This window comes from Brevundimonas sp. AVps5, from assembly GCF_058681515.1.
In genome coordinates this window covers 549,129-565,231 of the sequence record NZ_CM178740.1, presented here as the reverse complement: position 1 = coordinate 565,231, position 16,103 = coordinate 549,129, and the positions used below count along the sequence as shown (strand labels likewise).

Here is a 16,103-nt window from a genome sequence, read left to right as displayed (position 1 = left end):
AAAAGCGACCCCCAAGATGATGGCGGACGCCATACGCGTCCTGGCCATGGATGCGGTGGAGAAGGCCAAAAGCGGCCACCCAGGCATGCCGATGGGCATGGCCGATGTGGCGACGGTGCTGTTCTCGAAATTCCTGAAGTTCGATGCGAGCCGCCCGGACTGGGCCGATCGCGACCGCTTCATCCTGTCGGCCGGTCACGGCTCGATGCTGATCTACGCCCTGCTGCACCTGACCGGCTACAAGGCCGCGACGGCCGAACAGCTGTCGAACTTCCGCCAGTGGGGATCGAAGACGGCGGGCCACCCGGAGTACGGCCACATGCCGGGCGTCGAGACCACGACCGGTCCTCTGGGTCAGGGCCTTGCCAACTCCATCGGCTTCGCCATGGCCGAGCGCCATCTGGCCGCCCGGTATGGCGACGACCTGGTGGACCACCGCACCTGGGTCATCGCCGGCGACGGCTGCCTGATGGAGGGCGTGTCGCAGGAGGCCATCGCCCTGGCCGGTCGCTACAGGCTGAACAAGCTGACCGTCCTCTGGGACGACAACGAGATCACCATCGACGGCAAGGTCAGCCTGTCGGACACCGTGGACCAGAAGGCCCGCTTCAAGGCCTCGGGCTGGGCCGTGAAGGCCGTCGACGGTCATGATGTGAAGGCCATCAAGGCGGCGCTTCAGTGGGCGACGCGGCAGGACAGGCCGACTCTGATCGCCTGCAAAACAAAGATCGGCAAGGGCGCCGCCACCATGGAAGGCAGCCACAAGACCCACGGCGCGGCCTTGGGCGCGGCCGAGATCGCCGCGACCCGTCTGGGTCTGGCCTGGAACCACGAGCCGTTCGTCATTCCGGAAAACATCGACAAGGCCTGGAAGAAGGTCGGCAAGCGCGGATCGAAGGACCGCAAGTCCTGGGAGGCCCGTCTGGCCGCCTCGTCCCAGGCCGCCGACTTCACCCGCGCCATAAAGGGCGACCTGCCGGAAGCGGCGTTCGACGCCCTGAACGCCGGCATCGCCCGCCTGATCGAGGACAAGCCGGCCCAGGCGACGCGCCAGGCCTCAGGGGCCGCGCTGGAGACCCTGTTCGGCGCCGTGCCGGAGATGATCGGCGGTTCGGCCGACCTGACGGGATCGAACAACACCTTCGTCAAGGGCACGCCGATCCTGGACGCGCCGACCTATGAGGGTCGCTACGTCAACTGGGGCATTCGCGAGTTCGGCATGGCGGCGGCCATGACCGGGATGGCCCTGCACGGCGGGGTCATCCCCTACGGCGGCACCTTCATGGTGTTCTCGGACTATTCGCGTTCGGCCATCCGCATGGCGGCCCTGATGGGGATCCGCGTGATCCACGTCCTGACCCACGACTCGATCGGCCTGGGGGAGGACGGCCCGACGCACCAGCCGGTCGAGCATCTGGCGGCGCTTCGGGCGATCCCGAACCTGCTGGTCTTCCGCCCCGCCGACACGGTCGAGGCGTTCGAATGCTGGCAGCTGGCCCTGCAACACAAGGCCACGCCATCGGCCATGGCCCTGTCGCGCCAGAAGACGGCGGCGGTCCGCGTGACCGCTTCGGACGAAAACCTGTCGGCCAGGGGGGCCTATGAGTTGAGACCCGCGAACGGCGAGGCCCGGGTTACCCTGTTCGCCACCGGCACCGAGATGCCGCTGGCGCTGAAGGCGGCCGAAACGCTGGAAGGCGAAGGCACGCCGACGCGGGTCGTATCCGTCCCCTGTTTCGAACTGTTCGAACAGCAGGACGCCGCCTATCAGGCCTCTGTCATCGGCCGGGGTACGGTGCGGGTCGCCTGTGAGGCCGCGATCAAACAGGGCTGGGAGCGGTTCATCGGGGAGGACGGCGCCTTCATCGGCATGACCGGCTTCGGCGCCTCGGCTCCGGCGGAGGTCCTGTACCGCGAGTTCGGCATCACGACGGACGCCATCGTCGCAGCGGTGAAGGCCCGCCTCTGATGAGTCGCATCGGCGCGGTCAGCCTGCTGGTCCGCGACTATGACGAGGCCATCGCCTTCTATGTCGGCACGCTGGGGTTCGACCTCTGCGAGGATACCGATATGGGCGGCGGCAAGCGCTGGGTGCGGGTCACGCCGAAAGGCGGCGAGACATCCCTGCTGTTGGCCCGCGCGACGACGGAGGCTCAGTCGGCCCGGATCGGCGATCAGGCGGGCGGCCGGGTCTGGCTGTTCCTGGAGACCGACGACCTGATGCGCGACCACGCCGCCTGGCTGGCCGCCGGGGTCATCTTCCGTGAGGCCCCAAGGTCCGAATCCTATGGCAAGGTGGTGGTCTTCGAGGATCTTTACGGCAACGCCTGGGATCTGATCGAACCGGCAGAATGAGGGGCGGCTGACATGAAGACGATCACGAGCGCGGCGATGGTCGCCCTGATGCTGGGGCTGGCCGCATGCGGTCAGGGTACGGCCTCCCGGGCGGAGGGCGTCGCCGGTGCGGCAGGCGACCTGATGCTGGTCGAGAAGCCGAGGCTGTCCGCCGACATCGAGGCCATGCCCCGGCTGTCCGGCGACAGCCCGGCCATCGTGCGCATCAATGCCGAACTGGACCGGCTGGACGCCACAGCCGTGGCGGATGCGGGCGAATGCGGGCAGATGGCCGACAGCCAGGAGGGCGACGGCTGGACCCGAACCGTCACGCGACCGATGACGGGTCCGGCCTATCTGACCCTGCGCGAGCATCTCGAAATCTTTTGCGGCGGCCCCTATCCCTCGACCTCGCAGACCCCGATCACCTGGGACCTGTCGACCGGCGAGCGCGTGAACTGGGTCGCCCTGCTGCCGGGCCTGGGTCTGGTTCAGGACCAGGCCGAGGAAGGGATGCCGACGGATTACGTCTACAGCGTCCGGTCGCCCCGGCTGGAGACGCTGTACGAGCGCAAGATGCTCGCAGAGGCGACGGACGCCGAATGGCGGGAACAGTGCCGGGACGTCTGGGCGCCCAAGGCGGGTGACGAGTTGGGTCAGGGCTTCCGCGTCTGGGCCGATGCCGAGCACGGCGGCGTGGCCATCGACGCCGACTATGCGCACGTGGTTCAGGCCTGTGGCGGAACCGTCTATCTGACCGTTGACGAGATGCGGGAGGCAGGCGCGCCTGCGGCGCTGATCGACGCGCTCGCCGCCGGCAAGACCGCCGGCAACTGGGCGCCCAAGGAAGAGCCGGACGCTCAAACGCAATGAGGTCGCTCCCGCTGCTGGCCACCATCGCCTGTCTGCTCGCGTCGTCGCCGGCTTTTGCGCAGGAGCCGACGCCGATCGTGATCGGCCAGTCCTACGCCCTGCCCTCGACGATCATGGGTGGCGCGCGCGAGATCAACGTCTGGCTCCCGCCCGGCTATGCGGAGGGCGCGGCCTCCTACCCTGTCCTCTATGTGCTGGACGGCGGTCAGGCGCAGGACTTCCACCACATCTCGGGTCTGGCCCAGCTAGGGACCATCGTCGGCACGACCCGCGACGTGATCGTGGTCGGCGTAGCCTCGGTCGATCGTCGCAACGAACTGGCTCTTCCGACCGAGAACCCGGAGTTGATCTCCCGCTATCCGACCCAGGGGCATTCCGACCGATTCCGGCGGTTCCTGATGGAAGAGGTCCAGCCATTCGTCGAGAACCGGTTTCGAACCAGCGGCGAGACCGCGCTGATGGGCGAATCCCTGGCCGGACTATTCGTGGTCGAGATATTCCTGAAGGAACCGCAGGCCTTCGACGCCTATGTCGCGGTCAGCCCCAGCCTGTGGTGGGATGACGGCCGGCTGGCCCGGCAAGCGGGTGCCCACTTGCGAGATCACTCCAACGAACCGCGCCGGCTGATCCTGACGCTGGGCGACGAAGGGCCCGCGATGCAGGCTCCGATGGATGTCCTGATCGGCAATCTTCGCGATCACGCCATGCCGGGTATGACCTGGGACTTTACGCCGCGTCCCGACCAGACCCACGCGACCATCTATCATGGAGCGGCGCTCGACGCCTTCAGACGTCTGTACGCCCGCCCCTCGAACTGACTGGACCTCCCATGCGCCTCGGCACCCCTCTTTCCGACACCGCCGTCCGCGTCATGCTGCTCGGCGGCGGCGAACTCGGCAAGGAGGTCGCGATCGAGCTGCAGCGGCTGGGCTGCGAGGTGATCGTCGTCGATCGCTACGCCAACGCCCCGGCCATGCAGGTGGCGCATCGCGGCCACGTCATCCCGATGACGGACCCGCAGGTGCTGAACGGCGTCATCATGGCCGAGGCCCCGCACATCATCGTGCCGGAGATCGAGGCCATCGCCACCGAGGTCCTGGCCGACATCGAGGCGGCGGGACTGGCGCGGGTCATCCCGACGGCGCGCGCGACCCGGCTGACCATGAACCGCGAGGGCATCCGTCGGCTGGCCGCCGAGGAACTGGGCCTGCCGACCAGCCCCTATGCCTTCGCAGGCTCGGCGGCGGAGCTGGCGGCGGCCGCGCACGACATCGGCCTGCCGGTGTTCGTCAAGCCGGTGATGTCGTCGTCGGGCAAGGGCCAGTCCTTCATCGACGCCTATGAGGACGCCGCCAACGCCTGGGCCTATGCGCAGTCGTCAGGCCGGGTCGAGACGACGCGGGTCATCGTCGAGGGACGGATCGAGTTCGATTTCGAGATCACCCTGCTGACCGTTCGCTCGATGCGCGACGGCACCGTGGTCACCGACTTCTGCGCCCCCATCGGCCATCGTCAGGTCAAGGGCGACTATGTCGAGAGCTGGCAACCCCAGGCCATGAGCGCGGCCTCTCTGGCGACCGCGCAGGACATCGCGAGCAAGGTTACGGAGGCTCTGGGCGGGCTCGGCGTCTTCGGCGTCGAGCTGTTCGTGAAGGGCGACGACGTCTGGTTCTCTGAGGTTTCGCCACGACCGCACGACACCGGGCTGGTGACACTGGCGACCCAGACACAGAGCGAGTTCGCCCTGCATGCAAGGGCCATCCTCGGTCTGCCGGTCGACGTCAGCCAGCGCGACATCGGCGCCAGCGCGGTGATCTATGGCGGAATGGATGCGGTCGGGATCGCCTACGAGGGCGTGGCCGAGGCCCTGTCGGTCCCGACCGCCGACCTGCGCCTGTTCGGCAAGCCCGAGGCGTTCGAGCGGCGACGCATGGGCGTGGCCCTGGCGCGGGGCGAGACCACGGATCAGGCGCGCGAGCGTGCGACCCTGGCCGCCAGTCTCGTGCGCCCCGTCAGAAGCTAGGCATCCGCCCCGCTGCCCGGGCGCGCTGTTCCTCGGGATGAAGGGCGAGGACGGCGATCGCCGCGTCCAGTGCGGGGTCCAATCCGGCGCGGCGTTCCTCGGCCGTGCGGACCACGACGATGTCGGGCTCAACGCCGCGCTTCTCCAGCCGCACGCCGCCGGCAGTGATGTAGTCGGCGCGGCTGAGGGTCAGGCGACCGCCATCCGGCAAGGGGCTGTCCTGGGAGATCAGCACGGCCCCGGCGGTGTGTTCGCCGACGACAAGGGCGCGGCCGGATTCCTGGAGCGCGGCGGGGGTCAGTTCAGCGGCGCTGCGGCTTGATCCATCGACCAGCAGGGCGACGTCGTTGGCCACGGGGCCGGTCAGGTTTCCGCAGCCAGGCATGATCGACAGGGTCATGGGCCGACCGTTGCGCGACACCCGCGTCGCCCATTCCTGTCGCTCCGGCAGGAAGCAGGACAGGGTCGCATCCGCCTCCAGCAACAGGCCGCCCGGGTTGCCGCGCAGGTCGATGACGACGTCCGTCTCGGGCGAAATGTCCGCGAGTTGCTGGCCCAGCCAGCGACCCAGACCGGACTCGAACCCTTCGACGCGGAGGACGACCACGCCGGGTCGCGACGCGTCCACGCTGAAGGCCGGGATCGGGTCCATCACGCGCGGAACCACCGACACGCGCTGCAGAGTGCCGGCCTCGTCGGTCAGGTCGAGTTGCAGCGCCCGACCTTCCTCCACATCGAAATCGACACCCCAGGACTGGCCGTCGATGGCCTGGAGCACCCAGCCCGGCTGGAGGCCCGCTTCCGCCGCCGGAGATCCGACGCGGACATTTTCGATACGCCACTGGTCGCCGTCCTGACGGGCGAGAGAGACCCCCATCACCGCGCGCCGGGTCCGCTGCTGGTCCTGACGGCGGGCGACGGCGGCAGAAATGGCACCGGCGTGATCGTCGTCCAGCAGGTCCAGCATGCCGCTGAGCGCCCGGTACAGGTCGCGGTCGTCGGCGGCGGCGATCGCCTGCGGCCGCCAGGTCTCACGGGCGGCGTTCCAGTCCAGGCCATGCAGGTCTGGATCGTAATACTGGCGGCGGACGAGATTCCAGACCGTGTCGAACACCCGCGCGTTCATGCGAGCCTGGTCGCGGGTCGGGGTCGCGGGTGCCTCGATCGTCTCGACCGCCTGGGCGAGCGCGGTCGAAGATGCGCACGCCGCCCCCGTAAGGAGGACGGCGCCGGCGATCAGGGACAGGAAGGCGCGGCGGGCGGGGAGAACCATCCCGGCCAGCCTAGACCGGCGAACCGCCGCGCCTCAAGTCATGAAACCGATGGCCCCGGAACGGGTCAGTCGGCGGACGGAGGTGCCGGATGGCCTTCGCCCTCGTCGAGGAAGCCGTCATTGTCGGCGTCCATGTGGCCGAAGGCTTCGCGCAGCGGGGCCAGGAACTCGTCCTGCGAGACCTTTCCGTCGCCGTCCTTGTCCATCTCGCCCGGGCCGTCCGGACCGCCGAACCGACGCACGAAGACCTGTTCAGAGCCGGGGCCTTGCGGTCCCATATGGGGCGAACCGCCCTCGGGGCCGCCATTGCGGAAGGTGGAGAAGACTCGATGCGAGCTGGGGCCTTGCAGTCCCATATGGGGCGAACCGCCCTCGGGGCCGCCATTGCGGAAGGTGGAGAAGACCTGCACATCGCCGCCCGGACCGCCGAACATCATCATGCCGGGCGTGCCGTGGCCGCCTGGTCCGCCCTCACGGGTGATGATGTGTACGCCCGGTCCGCCGGGGCCGCCCGGACCCCCGGGACCGCCCATCATCATCATGTGATGATCGGGGCCGCCCTCGCCGTGGCCCGCGGCCATCTCGTCGTTCGACAGGCGGCCGTCATCATTGGCGTCGAGCCGATCGAAGGCATTGCCCATGGGGGCCGAGAACTCCTCGCGCGTGACCACGCCGTCGCCGTCCGCGTCGAGCCGACCGGGACCGTCCCCACCCGTACTGACGATGTGGATTTCTGAGCGGGTCTCGACCCGGGGCGCAGCCTGATCCTGGGGTGCAGCGCCGTTCAGGGCGGCCAGCAGGGCGATGGCGATGACGGACATGAAGTCTTTTCCTTCAAGTTTCTGATGCGCCGTTGGACCATGCCGGGCTTGCCGGGGTATTTCAGGCTCCGGATCAATTGTTTCGGCCGTGAAATGTTACTGTCTGTCTGTCAGGGCATGTAGGCGACCATGAGCGATCCCGCCCCTCGCATCCTCGTCGTCGACGACGACCCCGGCATCCGGGAAGTCCTGTGCGATTACCTTGGCCAGCACGGCTATCAGGCGCGCGGCGCGGCCTCGGCGGCCGAGATGGACCGGGCTCTGGCCGAAGGTTCGACCGACCTGATCGTGCTCGACCTGATGATGCCCGGCGAGGACGGTCTGTCAGTGGTGCGTCGCCTGTCGGGGACGCCGCCCGTGGTCATGCTGTCGGCCATGGGCGAGGACACCGACCGGATCGTGGGGCTGGAGCTCGGCGCCGCCGACTATCTGGCCAAGCCGTGCAATCCGCGCGAACTGCTGGCCCGCATCCGCGCCGTCCTGCGTCGTCCGCGCGAGGATGAGGCACCGACGGGCGCGGCCCTGATGTTCGACGGCTGGCGGCTGGACCTCGTGCGGCGCGAACTGTCGCAGCCCGGCGGAGAGATCGTGACCCTGTCGGCCGGAGAGTTCGGCCTGTTGCGCGCCTTCGCCGAGCGGCCCGGTCGGGTCCTGACCCGCGACCAGTTGCTGGAGGCCGCACGGGGCACCGACACCGACGTGTTCGACCGCGCCATGGACGTCCAGATCAGCCGGCTGAGGAAGAAGCTCGACGACGGTTCGGGCCGCGAACTCATCGCCACAGTCCGGGGCGAGGGCTATCGCTTCGACGCTCGCGTACGGCGCGCCGACCGGGCCGGTGCTCGGGCATGAGGCCCCGCCTCTCGCCCTTCACGTCGATGTCGGTCCTGATGCAGGTCGCCCTGCTGGCCGTGTTCGCAGTCGTGGCCTCGCAGATCGTCGTCTTCGCCGTCGTCCTGACCGCACCACCGCCGCGCCCCGCCGGGTTCAGCATCCCGGCCGCCGCCGACGCCCTGGCCGGAAGGCCCGCCCAGACGTCCGACGGCCGGGCTCTCGTTCGACGGATCGCGGACGAACCGCCCCGGCAGGAGGTCGGCCCCGGGCCGGTGGAACACGCCATCAGCCTGGGTCTGGCCCAGCGTCTGGGCCGACCGCCCGGCGACGTGCGCGTTTGGCTGTCGCCGGAGCGCACTCACGGGCTCCCCGGGTTTTCGCGAGGGGCCCGCCCGCCGGACCAGGGGCCGCTGGTCGCCGGCGCCCGCATCACCGAAAACAGTTCCAGCTTCGTCTTCACCCGGCGAATTGAGCCGGGCGAGGCTCACCGGGCGGACCACGACGCCATGATGGCCGAGGTCGGCGAAGTGCTGGCGCGACGGGCCGTACCCGCGCCGGCGGGCTCGAATGATGTGCGCATCGTCGCAGCCGGCGGCGGGCCGCAACGGGTCACGGTCACGGCGGACTGGCTGACCTTCGCGCCCTTCTCGGCCTCGGTCAGGATGGAGGACGGGCGCTGGGCCACGGTCGAGCCACCGCACGGACTGATCGACCCGTGGCAGATGCGGCTGCTGATCGCACTGGGCATCACAGCTCTGCTGCTGGCACCGCTGGTCTGGCTGATGGCTCGGCGGCTGACGCGGCCGATCCGCCAGTTCGCCGAGGCTGCCGAGCGGCTGGGCGCCGATCCGGACGCCGAGCCCCTGACGCCGTCCGGCCCGTCGGAGGTGCGTACCGCCATCGCCGCCTTCAACGACATGCAGGCCTCGATCCGGGGTCATATGCGTCAGCGGACTCAGACGATCGCGGCCATCGCCCACGACCTGCGCACGCCCCTGACCCGGCTGCGCTTCCGGGCCGAACAGGTGCCCGAGGCCCTGCGTGACCGGATGGCCGGGGATGTCGAGGAGATGGACGCCCTGATCGGTCAGGCCATGGCCTTCGTGCGCGGTGAGGTCCAGGCCGAGCGCCGCGAACGGCTGGACCTCTCGACCCTGGCGGCGGATTGCGCGACCGGCTTCGCCGAGACCGGCGCGGCGGTGACCTTCGCGGGTGAAACCACCCTGCCGGTCGAGGGCGACCCTGCGGCCCTGCGTCGCGCGGTCGCCAACCTGATCGACAACGGCCTGAAGTACGGCGGCGGCGCGAGGGTCACGGCCGCCTCCGATGGAACCCTTGCCGTGGTCACCGTCGCCGACGACGGCCCCGGCCTGTCCGACGGCGACCTCGAGCGGGCCTTCGAGCCCTTCCACCGCGGCGAACGCTCGCGCAGCCGGGAGACGGGCGGCGCCGGACTGGGCCTGGCCGTCGCGCGTCAGGCGGCGCGGGCTGCGGGCGGCGACGTGACCCTGACGAACCGGGACGGCGGCGGGCTCGAGGCCCGGCTCCATCTTCCACTCGCCCAGCCCATGGAGACGCCCTGATGCGCGCCCTGATCCTGGCCTCCGCCCTGCTTGCGGCCGCGCCTTCCCTCGTTCACGCCCAGACAGCGCAGGCTCCGGTGGCAGCCGCGCAGCCGCCACCGCGCGAGACGGTCGCGGCGGTCGCGGGTCGCATTCGCGAGCTCTATTTCGACCCGGCCGCCGGAGACCGCATCGGGGCCGCCCTGGAGGCCGAGGCCGCCGCCGGGGCCTTTGACAGCCTGACCGACCCGCGCGACCTCGCCGCCGCCCTGAGCGCCCGGCTCCGCCCGCTCGACGCCCATTTCAACGTCGCATGGGCTCCCGACGCGCCGGCTGGACCCGGGCCCCGGCTCCGCGTCGCGCCTGACAGCCCACGTCCGGTAGGAGTCGCGCCCCCCGGCGGACGCTCGCCGGAGACGCTCAGCCACTACGGGTTCCGACGCGCGGAAATCCTGCCCGGCAACGTCGGCTATATCGAGATCCGGGGCTTCTCCCACATCGACTTCGACAACCCGGCCGACCCCGCCCGCAAGGCCGCCGACGCCGCTCTCGATTTCGTGGCCGATACCGACGCGGTCATTTTCGACCTGCGCGACAACGGCGGCGGGGCGCCGTCCATGGTCGGCTACCTGACCAGCGCCTTCATCCCTGCCGACGCCGACATCTACAACACCTTCCATGATCGCGAAGGCTCCAGCAGCGAGGCTCCCGGCGTCTTCCGCGCCGATCCGCGACTGACCGTGCCGGTCTATGTGCTGATAAGCGCCCGCAGCGGCTCGGCGGCCGAGGCCTTCCCCTACACCCTGCAAGCGGCCCGACGCGCGACCATCGTCGGCGAGGCCTCCGGCGGGGCGGCCAATCCCGGCGGCATGGTCCCGGTCGGCGGCGGCTTCACCGTCTTCGTCTCGCAGGGTTCGCCACGCAATCCGATCACGGGAAGGAACTGGGAAGGAACGGGAGTCGTCCCCGATGTCGCCGCGCCCTGGGATCAGGCCCTGACCCGCGCCCATACGCTCGCGTTGGAAGGCATGGTCGCCGCCGACGGTGGCCGCACCGACGCCGTATGGGCGATGGAGGCGCTGAACGCGACTGCGCACGCCGGCGACCTGTCGGCCTACGTCGGTGCCTATGGCGAGCAGCAGGTGTCCGTGGCCGGCGACAAACTGCACGTCGTCCGCGGGCGTCGCCCACCCGTGGTGCTGGTCGCCCTCGGCCAGGACCTGTTCACCGTCGTCGGCGATCCGTCCCGGCGGGTCCAGTTCACCCGCGACGAAGCAGGCCGGGTCACGATCATGGACTCGCTCGGCCTCGGAGGCCCCGGTCCGCGCGCACGCCGCACCGACTGACAGTGAAGCGTTACAGTTCATCACGCCTTGTGACGCTCACGGGGTTGATCCTCAGCGCCGTCGGTCCCATTGAAGCGCCAACCCTAAAAAACGCCGCTTCAGGAGCTCGCCCCCATGACCGTTCGCGTCGCCATCAACGGCTTCGGCCGCATCGGCCGCCTCGTCCTTCGTTCGATCGTCGAACATGGCCGCCGCGACATCGAGGTGGTGGCGATCAACGACCTGGGGCCGGTGTCCACCAACGCCCACCTGCTGAAGTACGATTCGGTCCACGGCCGTTTCCCCGGCACGATCGAGCATGGCGAAGACTGGATCGACGTGGGCCTGGGCAAGATCAAGGTCACGGCCGAGCGCGACCCGGCGAACCTGCCGCACGCGGCGCTGAACGTCGACATCGCGTTCGAGTGCACGGGCATCTTCACCGCCCGTGACAAGGCCGAGGCCCACCTGAAGGCCGGCGCCAAGCGCGTCCTGATCTCGGCGCCCGGCGACAACGCCGACAAGACCATCGTCTACAAGGTCAACCACGACACCCTGACCGCCGAGGACATCATCGTTTCGAACGGTTCGTGCACCACCAACGCCCTGGCTCCCGTCGCCAAGGTCCTGCACGACCTGTTCGGCATCGAGCGCGGCTATATGACCACGATCCACTCCTACACCGGCGACCAGCCGACGCTGGATACAATGCACAAGGATCTGTACCGGGGCCGCGCCGCCGCCCTGTCGATGATCCCGACCTCGACCGGTGCCGCCAAGGCCCTGGGGCTGGTGCTGCCGGCGCTGAAGGGCAAGCTGGACGGCTCCTCGATCCGCGTCCCGACGCCGAACGTCTCGGTCGTCGACCTGAAGGTCGTCGCCGGCCGCAAGGTCACGGTCGAAGAAATCAACGCCGCGCTCCAGGCCGCCGCCGACGGTCCGATGAAGGGCGTCCTGGCGACCACGATCGAGCCGCTGGTCTCCACCGACCTGAACCACATCGCCGCGTCCTCGACCGCCGCCCTGCCCCAGACCCAGGTGGTCGATGGCAAGCTGGCCCGCGTCCTGACCTGGTACGACAACGAGTGGGGCTTCGCGACGCGGATGGCCGATACGGCCATGGTGATGTCGAAATTCCTGTAATCCGCCCGCTTCCCTCTCCCGGTGGGAGAGGGCTTGAGCGCCCGGGAGCCGTCAGGCGATCGGACTTTCGCGAAAGGGTGAGGGTCGTGCGTTTCCGGTGAGACCCGACCCTCATCCGTCCGCTTCGCGGCCACCTTCTCCCAATGGGAGAAGGATCATGGAGAGCCCACATGACCTTCCGCACCCTCGACGAAGCCGGCTCTCTGGTCGGCAAGACCGCTCTCGTCCGCGTGGACTTCAACGTCCCGATGGAGGACGGCCGGATCACCGACGACACCCGGCTTCGCGTCGCCCTTCCGACCATCAACAAGCTGCGCGAGGCCGGGGCCAGGGTCGCTCTTCTGGCCCATTTCGACCGGCCCAAGGGCCAGGTCGTGCCGTCGATGAGCCTGAGGCCCGTCGTTCAGCCGCTGTCCGAACTGCTCGGCGCGCCGGTGCGCTTCGCCGAGGACTGCGTCGGCGGCCCGGCCCGTGCGGCGATCGACGACCTCGACACCGGCGGCGTGGTCCTGCTGGAGAACGTCCGATTCCACGCGGCCGAGGAGGCCAATGACACCGGGTTCGCCACCAGCCTGAGCGAACTCGCGGACCTCTATGTCAACGACGCCTTCTCCGCCGCGCACCGGGCCCATGCCTCGACCGAAGGCGTGGCCCACCATCTGCCCGCCTATTCCGGCGAATCGATGCGGCGCGAACTCGAGGCGCTGGACGCGGCCCTGGGCAATCCGAAGAAGCCCGTCATCGGCATCGTCGGCGGGGCCAAGGTCTCGACCAAGCTTGACCTGCTGAAGAACCTGGTCGGCAAGCTGGATCGCCTCGCCATCGGCGGCGGCATGGCCAATACCTTCCTGTTCGCCCAGGGCATCGACATCGGCGGCTCCCTGGCCGAACGCGACATGGCCGACACCGCCCTCGAAATCCTCGCCGAAGCCAAGGCCCGGGGCTGTGAACTTCTGCTGCCCGTCGATTTCGTCGTGGCGACCGAGGTCAAGCCGGGTGCGGCGAGCCGGGTCGTCAGCGCGGGTGAAGCCCTCTCCGCAGACGACAAGATCCTCGACGCCGGTCCGGCCACGGTCGCCCGTCTGGTCGAGGCGATCACGGCGTCGAAGACCCTGATCTGGAACGGCCCACTGGGCGTGTTCGAGGTTCCGCCCTTCGATACCGCCACGGTCGCGGTCGCCCATCATGCTGCGGCCCTGGCCCGGGCGGGCGTGCTGGTCGCGGTCGGCGGCGGCGGCGACACCGTCTCGGCCCTGAACCACGCGGGCGTCGTGGACGACATGACCTTCGTCTCCACCGCCGGCGGCGCCTTCCTGGAGTGGATGGAGGGCAAGGTCCTGCCCGGGGTCGAGGCGCTTAACGCCTGATCACCCTGTAACACGGCGTGACTTGAGGCTTCGCCCCGGCTAAAGCCGTCGGCAAAACACGACCTCAGGAGTTTCTCTCATGGCGCGCATCACGCTGCGACAGCTTCTCGACCACGCGGCCGAGAACGACTACGGCCTGCCGGCCTACAATATCAACAACATGGAACAGGGTCTGGCGATCATGGAGGCGGCCGAGGCCGTCAACGCGCCGGTCATCATCCAGGCCAGCCGCGGCGCGCGCAGCTACGCCAATGACATCGTCCTGGCCAAGCTGATCGACGCCCTGGCCGAGCTCTATCCGCACATCCCGGTCTGCATGCACCAGGACCACGGCAACGGCCCGGCGACCTGCGCCACCGCCATCCAGTACGGCTTCACCTCGGTGATGATGGACGGCTCGCTGATGGAGGACGGCAAGACGCCGGCCGACTACGACTACAACGTCGACGTCACCCGTCGCGTCACCGAGATGGCCCACAGCTGCGGCGTCTCGGTCGAGGGCGAACTGGGCGTGCTCGGCTCACTTGAGACCGGCATGGGCGAGGCCGAGGACGGTCACGGCTTCGAGGGCAAGCTGGATCACTCCGCCCTGCTGACCGATCCGGACCAGGCCGTCGACTTCGTCAGCCGCACCAAGGTCGATGCGCTCGCTATCGCGATGGGCACCTCGCACGGGGCATACAAGTTCAGCCGCAAGCCCGACGGCGAAGTCCTGGCCATGCATGTGATCGAGGAGATCCACCGCCGACTGCCCGACACCCATCTGGTCATGCACGGCTCGTCCAGCGTGCCGCAGGACCTGCAGGACATCATCAACCAGTACGGCGGCCAGATGCCCCAGACCTGGGGCGTGCCGGTCGAGGAAATCCAGCGCGGCATCAAACACGGCGTACGCAAGATCAACATCGACACCGACAATCGCATGGCCATGACCGGCGCGGTGCGGAAGATCCTGATGGAAAAGCCCGGCGAGTTCGACCCGCGCGCCTGGCTGAAGCCGGCCAAGGAAGCGATGCGGAAGCTCTGCATCGAACGCTACCAGCAGTTCGGCTGCGAGGGTCAGGCGTCCAGCATCCGTCCGATGTCGACGGCCCAGATGGCCAAGCGATACGCCATGGGCGACCTGGACCCCGTCTATGGTCGCGAGATGAAGGCGGCGTCCTGACCGCCTGAGGCGAGGTTGGCGGTCAAGGTTGAGGCCTATCGGTTCTAGGGTTGAAGGGTACGCTCCAGGAAGGCGAGAATTCGGGGCCAGGCGTCGGCCTGGGCGCGGGCGTTGGCCGAGGCGGAGCCGCCGCCGCGCGCGACCTCTCCGATGGTCGGCGTCCAGCCGTCCCCGCCGACATCGTGGCCCGCGTCGGGATAGACCAGCAGGGTGGTGTCGAGGCCGGCGGCCTGGCGGGCGGCGGCAAGGTTCCGGGCCATCTGACCTGAGCGCCACTGCCGGTCGCCGTCGCCCGCGACCAGCATCACCGAACCGGGGAAGGCCTCGATCGGGATGCGCGCCGTGGCCTCACGCTCCGGGTGCGCCGCGCGCCCGTCCTCGTGGATCTTCAGCAGGTCGGCCGCCGGTCCCGCCAGCAGGCCGTCGACGAAGCCGACATAGGGCATGAAGGGCAGCGCCTCTCCCCGCCATGAGAACGAGGACCGGGTTCCTTCGGCCTCAAGGGTCTCCAGCCCCCAGCCTTCCCAGACCAGGTCCGACGGCGCCATGGCCACGACCGAGGTCAGCCACGGATAGCGGCTGGCGGCGATCAGGGCGAACTCGGCGCCCTTGGAGCCGCCGAACAGGGCGATGCGATCGGCGTCGACGTCGGGCCGGGTCCGCAGCCAGGTCCGCAGCTCCTCGACCTGGTCGATGCGGATGTCGACGAAACTGCCGGGCAGGTCCGCGATCGCCTTGGGCGGACCATAGGCGCCCCAGTCGGGAGAATAGTAGGGCAGGCCGACGACCGCGTAGCCTTGGGACGCCAGCTTGCGCCCATACCGCTCGCTCGCGCTCGTGCCGCCGTCGGCCCCGTGCAGGATGACGATCACAGGTCGCGGTTCTCCGCCGGGCAGATGGTACAGGACCGCAGCCGGGAAGCCGGGGATATCCTCGGCCTCGACCGTGGCGAGGGCGCCGATCAGGCGCGTCATGCCGGTCGCGACGACCTCATTGCCGATCCGGGCGGACAGTCTGACTTCGCCGGTCCGCCAGTCCTCGGGCACAGGACGTTCGGTCGGGGTCATCGACCAGAACAGGCCGGCGGCGTCCGCCCCCTGATAGTCGCCGTCGATCGGGACGGCCGTGCCGAGATCGACGGCGCCGCTGGCGTCGGCCGTAAAGACGGCGTGTGAGGTATAGACCTGCGGAGGCCGGCCAAAGCGCCGTTCCGCGGAGATCGTCACCGAGGCCCCGGGCGCCACGCCCGTCAGCCGCACCGAGACCGGACGACCTTGCAAAACCTCCCCGGTAGGGTCGATCTGGAAGCTCTGGGCGTCGACCTGGCCGGCCCCGGCCATGAGAGCGAGCGTCAATAGGGCGACTCGCCCAAATCGTTTGGCG

14 protein-coding genes are annotated in these 16,103 nt (G+C 69.3%); 11 read left to right on the top strand and 3 right to left on the bottom strand.

The genetic code is table 11. The annotated features are described in order from the left end of the window. Positions 1-19: 19 nt before the first annotated feature. The 5 genes from tkt to purT are packed head-to-tail and all read left to right on the top strand — an operon-like array spanning position 20 to position 5,230. Positions 20-1,969, top strand: coding sequence for a transketolase (gene tkt / locus ACW18A_RS02795; protein ID WP_492024321.1), 1,950 nt, complete (start codon positions 20-22; stop codon positions 1,967-1,969). After that, the gene (locus ACW18A_RS02790; protein WP_492023298.1) at positions 1,969-2,355 is read left to right on the top strand and encodes a VOC family protein; all 387 of its coding nucleotides are present in this window, start codon (positions 1,969-1,971) and stop codon (positions 2,353-2,355) included. The genes tkt and ACW18A_RS02790 overlap by 1 nt, the downstream gene beginning before the upstream one ends. A gap of 12 nt (positions 2,356-2,367) precedes the next feature. After that, a complete protein-coding gene (locus ACW18A_RS02785) occupies positions 2,368-3,207 on the top strand; it encodes a hypothetical protein (protein ID WP_492023297.1) in 840 nt (279 codons plus the stop codon). After that, positions 3,204-4,025, top strand: a complete 822-nt coding sequence (locus ACW18A_RS02780; protein ID WP_492023296.1) for an alpha/beta hydrolase — start codon at positions 3,204-3,206, stop codon at positions 4,023-4,025. The genes ACW18A_RS02785 and ACW18A_RS02780 overlap by 4 nt, the downstream gene beginning before the upstream one ends. A gap of 11 nt (positions 4,026-4,036) precedes the next feature. Beyond that, positions 4,037-5,230 (top strand): formate-dependent phosphoribosylglycinamide formyltransferase, encoded by a 1,194-nt coding sequence (purT, locus tag ACW18A_RS02775; RefSeq protein WP_492023295.1) that lies wholly within the window; start codon positions 4,037-4,039, stop codon positions 5,228-5,230. Here the strand turns inward: purT and ACW18A_RS02770 are convergent. Next, positions 5,220-6,503 carry a S41 family peptidase gene (locus tag ACW18A_RS02770; protein WP_492023294.1) on the bottom strand — a complete coding sequence of 428 codons (1,284 nt, stop codon included), beginning with the start codon at positions 6,501-6,503 and terminating at the stop codon, positions 5,220-5,222. The genes purT and ACW18A_RS02770 overlap by 11 nt on opposite strands. Before the next feature lie 65 nt (positions 6,504-6,568). Next, the gene (locus ACW18A_RS02765; protein ID WP_492023293.1) at positions 6,569-7,324 is read right to left on the bottom strand and encodes an EF-hand domain-containing protein; all 756 of its coding nucleotides are present in this window, start codon (positions 7,322-7,324) and stop codon (positions 6,569-6,571) included. Positions 7,325-7,453: 129 nt separating this feature from the next. On the opposite strand from ACW18A_RS02765, the gene ACW18A_RS02760 reads away from it, so the two are divergent. The 6 genes from ACW18A_RS02760 (at position 7,454) to fba (ending at position 14,720) form a co-directional block, all read left to right on the top strand. Beyond that, on the top strand, positions 7,454-8,176 hold the full coding sequence (locus ACW18A_RS02760; protein ID WP_492023292.1) for a response regulator: 723 nt from the start codon (positions 7,454-7,456) through the stop codon (positions 8,174-8,176). Beyond that, entirely contained in the window at positions 8,173-9,741 is a 1,569-nt protein-coding gene (locus ACW18A_RS02755; RefSeq protein ID WP_492023291.1) for an ATP-binding protein, read from the top strand. The genes ACW18A_RS02760 and ACW18A_RS02755 overlap by 4 nt, the downstream gene beginning before the upstream one ends. Then, positions 9,741-11,066: a S41 family peptidase gene (locus ACW18A_RS02750; protein WP_492023290.1), complete on the top strand. Its 1,326-nt coding sequence runs from the start codon at positions 9,741-9,743 to the stop codon at positions 11,064-11,066. The genes ACW18A_RS02755 and ACW18A_RS02750 overlap by 1 nt, the downstream gene beginning before the upstream one ends. Positions 11,067-11,180: 114 nt before the next feature. After that, the gene (gap, locus tag ACW18A_RS02745) at positions 11,181-12,188 is read left to right on the top strand and encodes a type I glyceraldehyde-3-phosphate dehydrogenase (protein WP_492023289.1); all 1,008 of its coding nucleotides are present in this window, start codon (positions 11,181-11,183) and stop codon (positions 12,186-12,188) included. Positions 12,189-12,358: 170 nt separating this feature from the next. Beyond that, positions 12,359-13,555: a phosphoglycerate kinase gene (locus ACW18A_RS02740; protein ID WP_492023288.1), complete on the top strand. Its 1,197-nt coding sequence runs from the start codon at positions 12,359-12,361 to the stop codon at positions 13,553-13,555. A gap of 79 nt (positions 13,556-13,634) precedes the next feature. After that, entirely contained in the window at positions 13,635-14,720 is a 1,086-nt protein-coding gene (gene fba / locus ACW18A_RS02735) for a class II fructose-bisphosphate aldolase (protein ID WP_492023287.1), read from the top strand. Between the two features lie 44 nt (positions 14,721-14,764). Here the strand turns inward: fba and ACW18A_RS02730 are convergent, their stop codons facing one another. Then, entirely contained in the window at positions 14,765-16,075 is a 1,311-nt protein-coding gene (locus tag ACW18A_RS02730) for an acyl-CoA thioester hydrolase/BAAT C-terminal domain-containing protein (RefSeq protein ID WP_492023286.1), read from the bottom strand. Positions 16,076-16,103 lie beyond the last annotated feature (28 nt).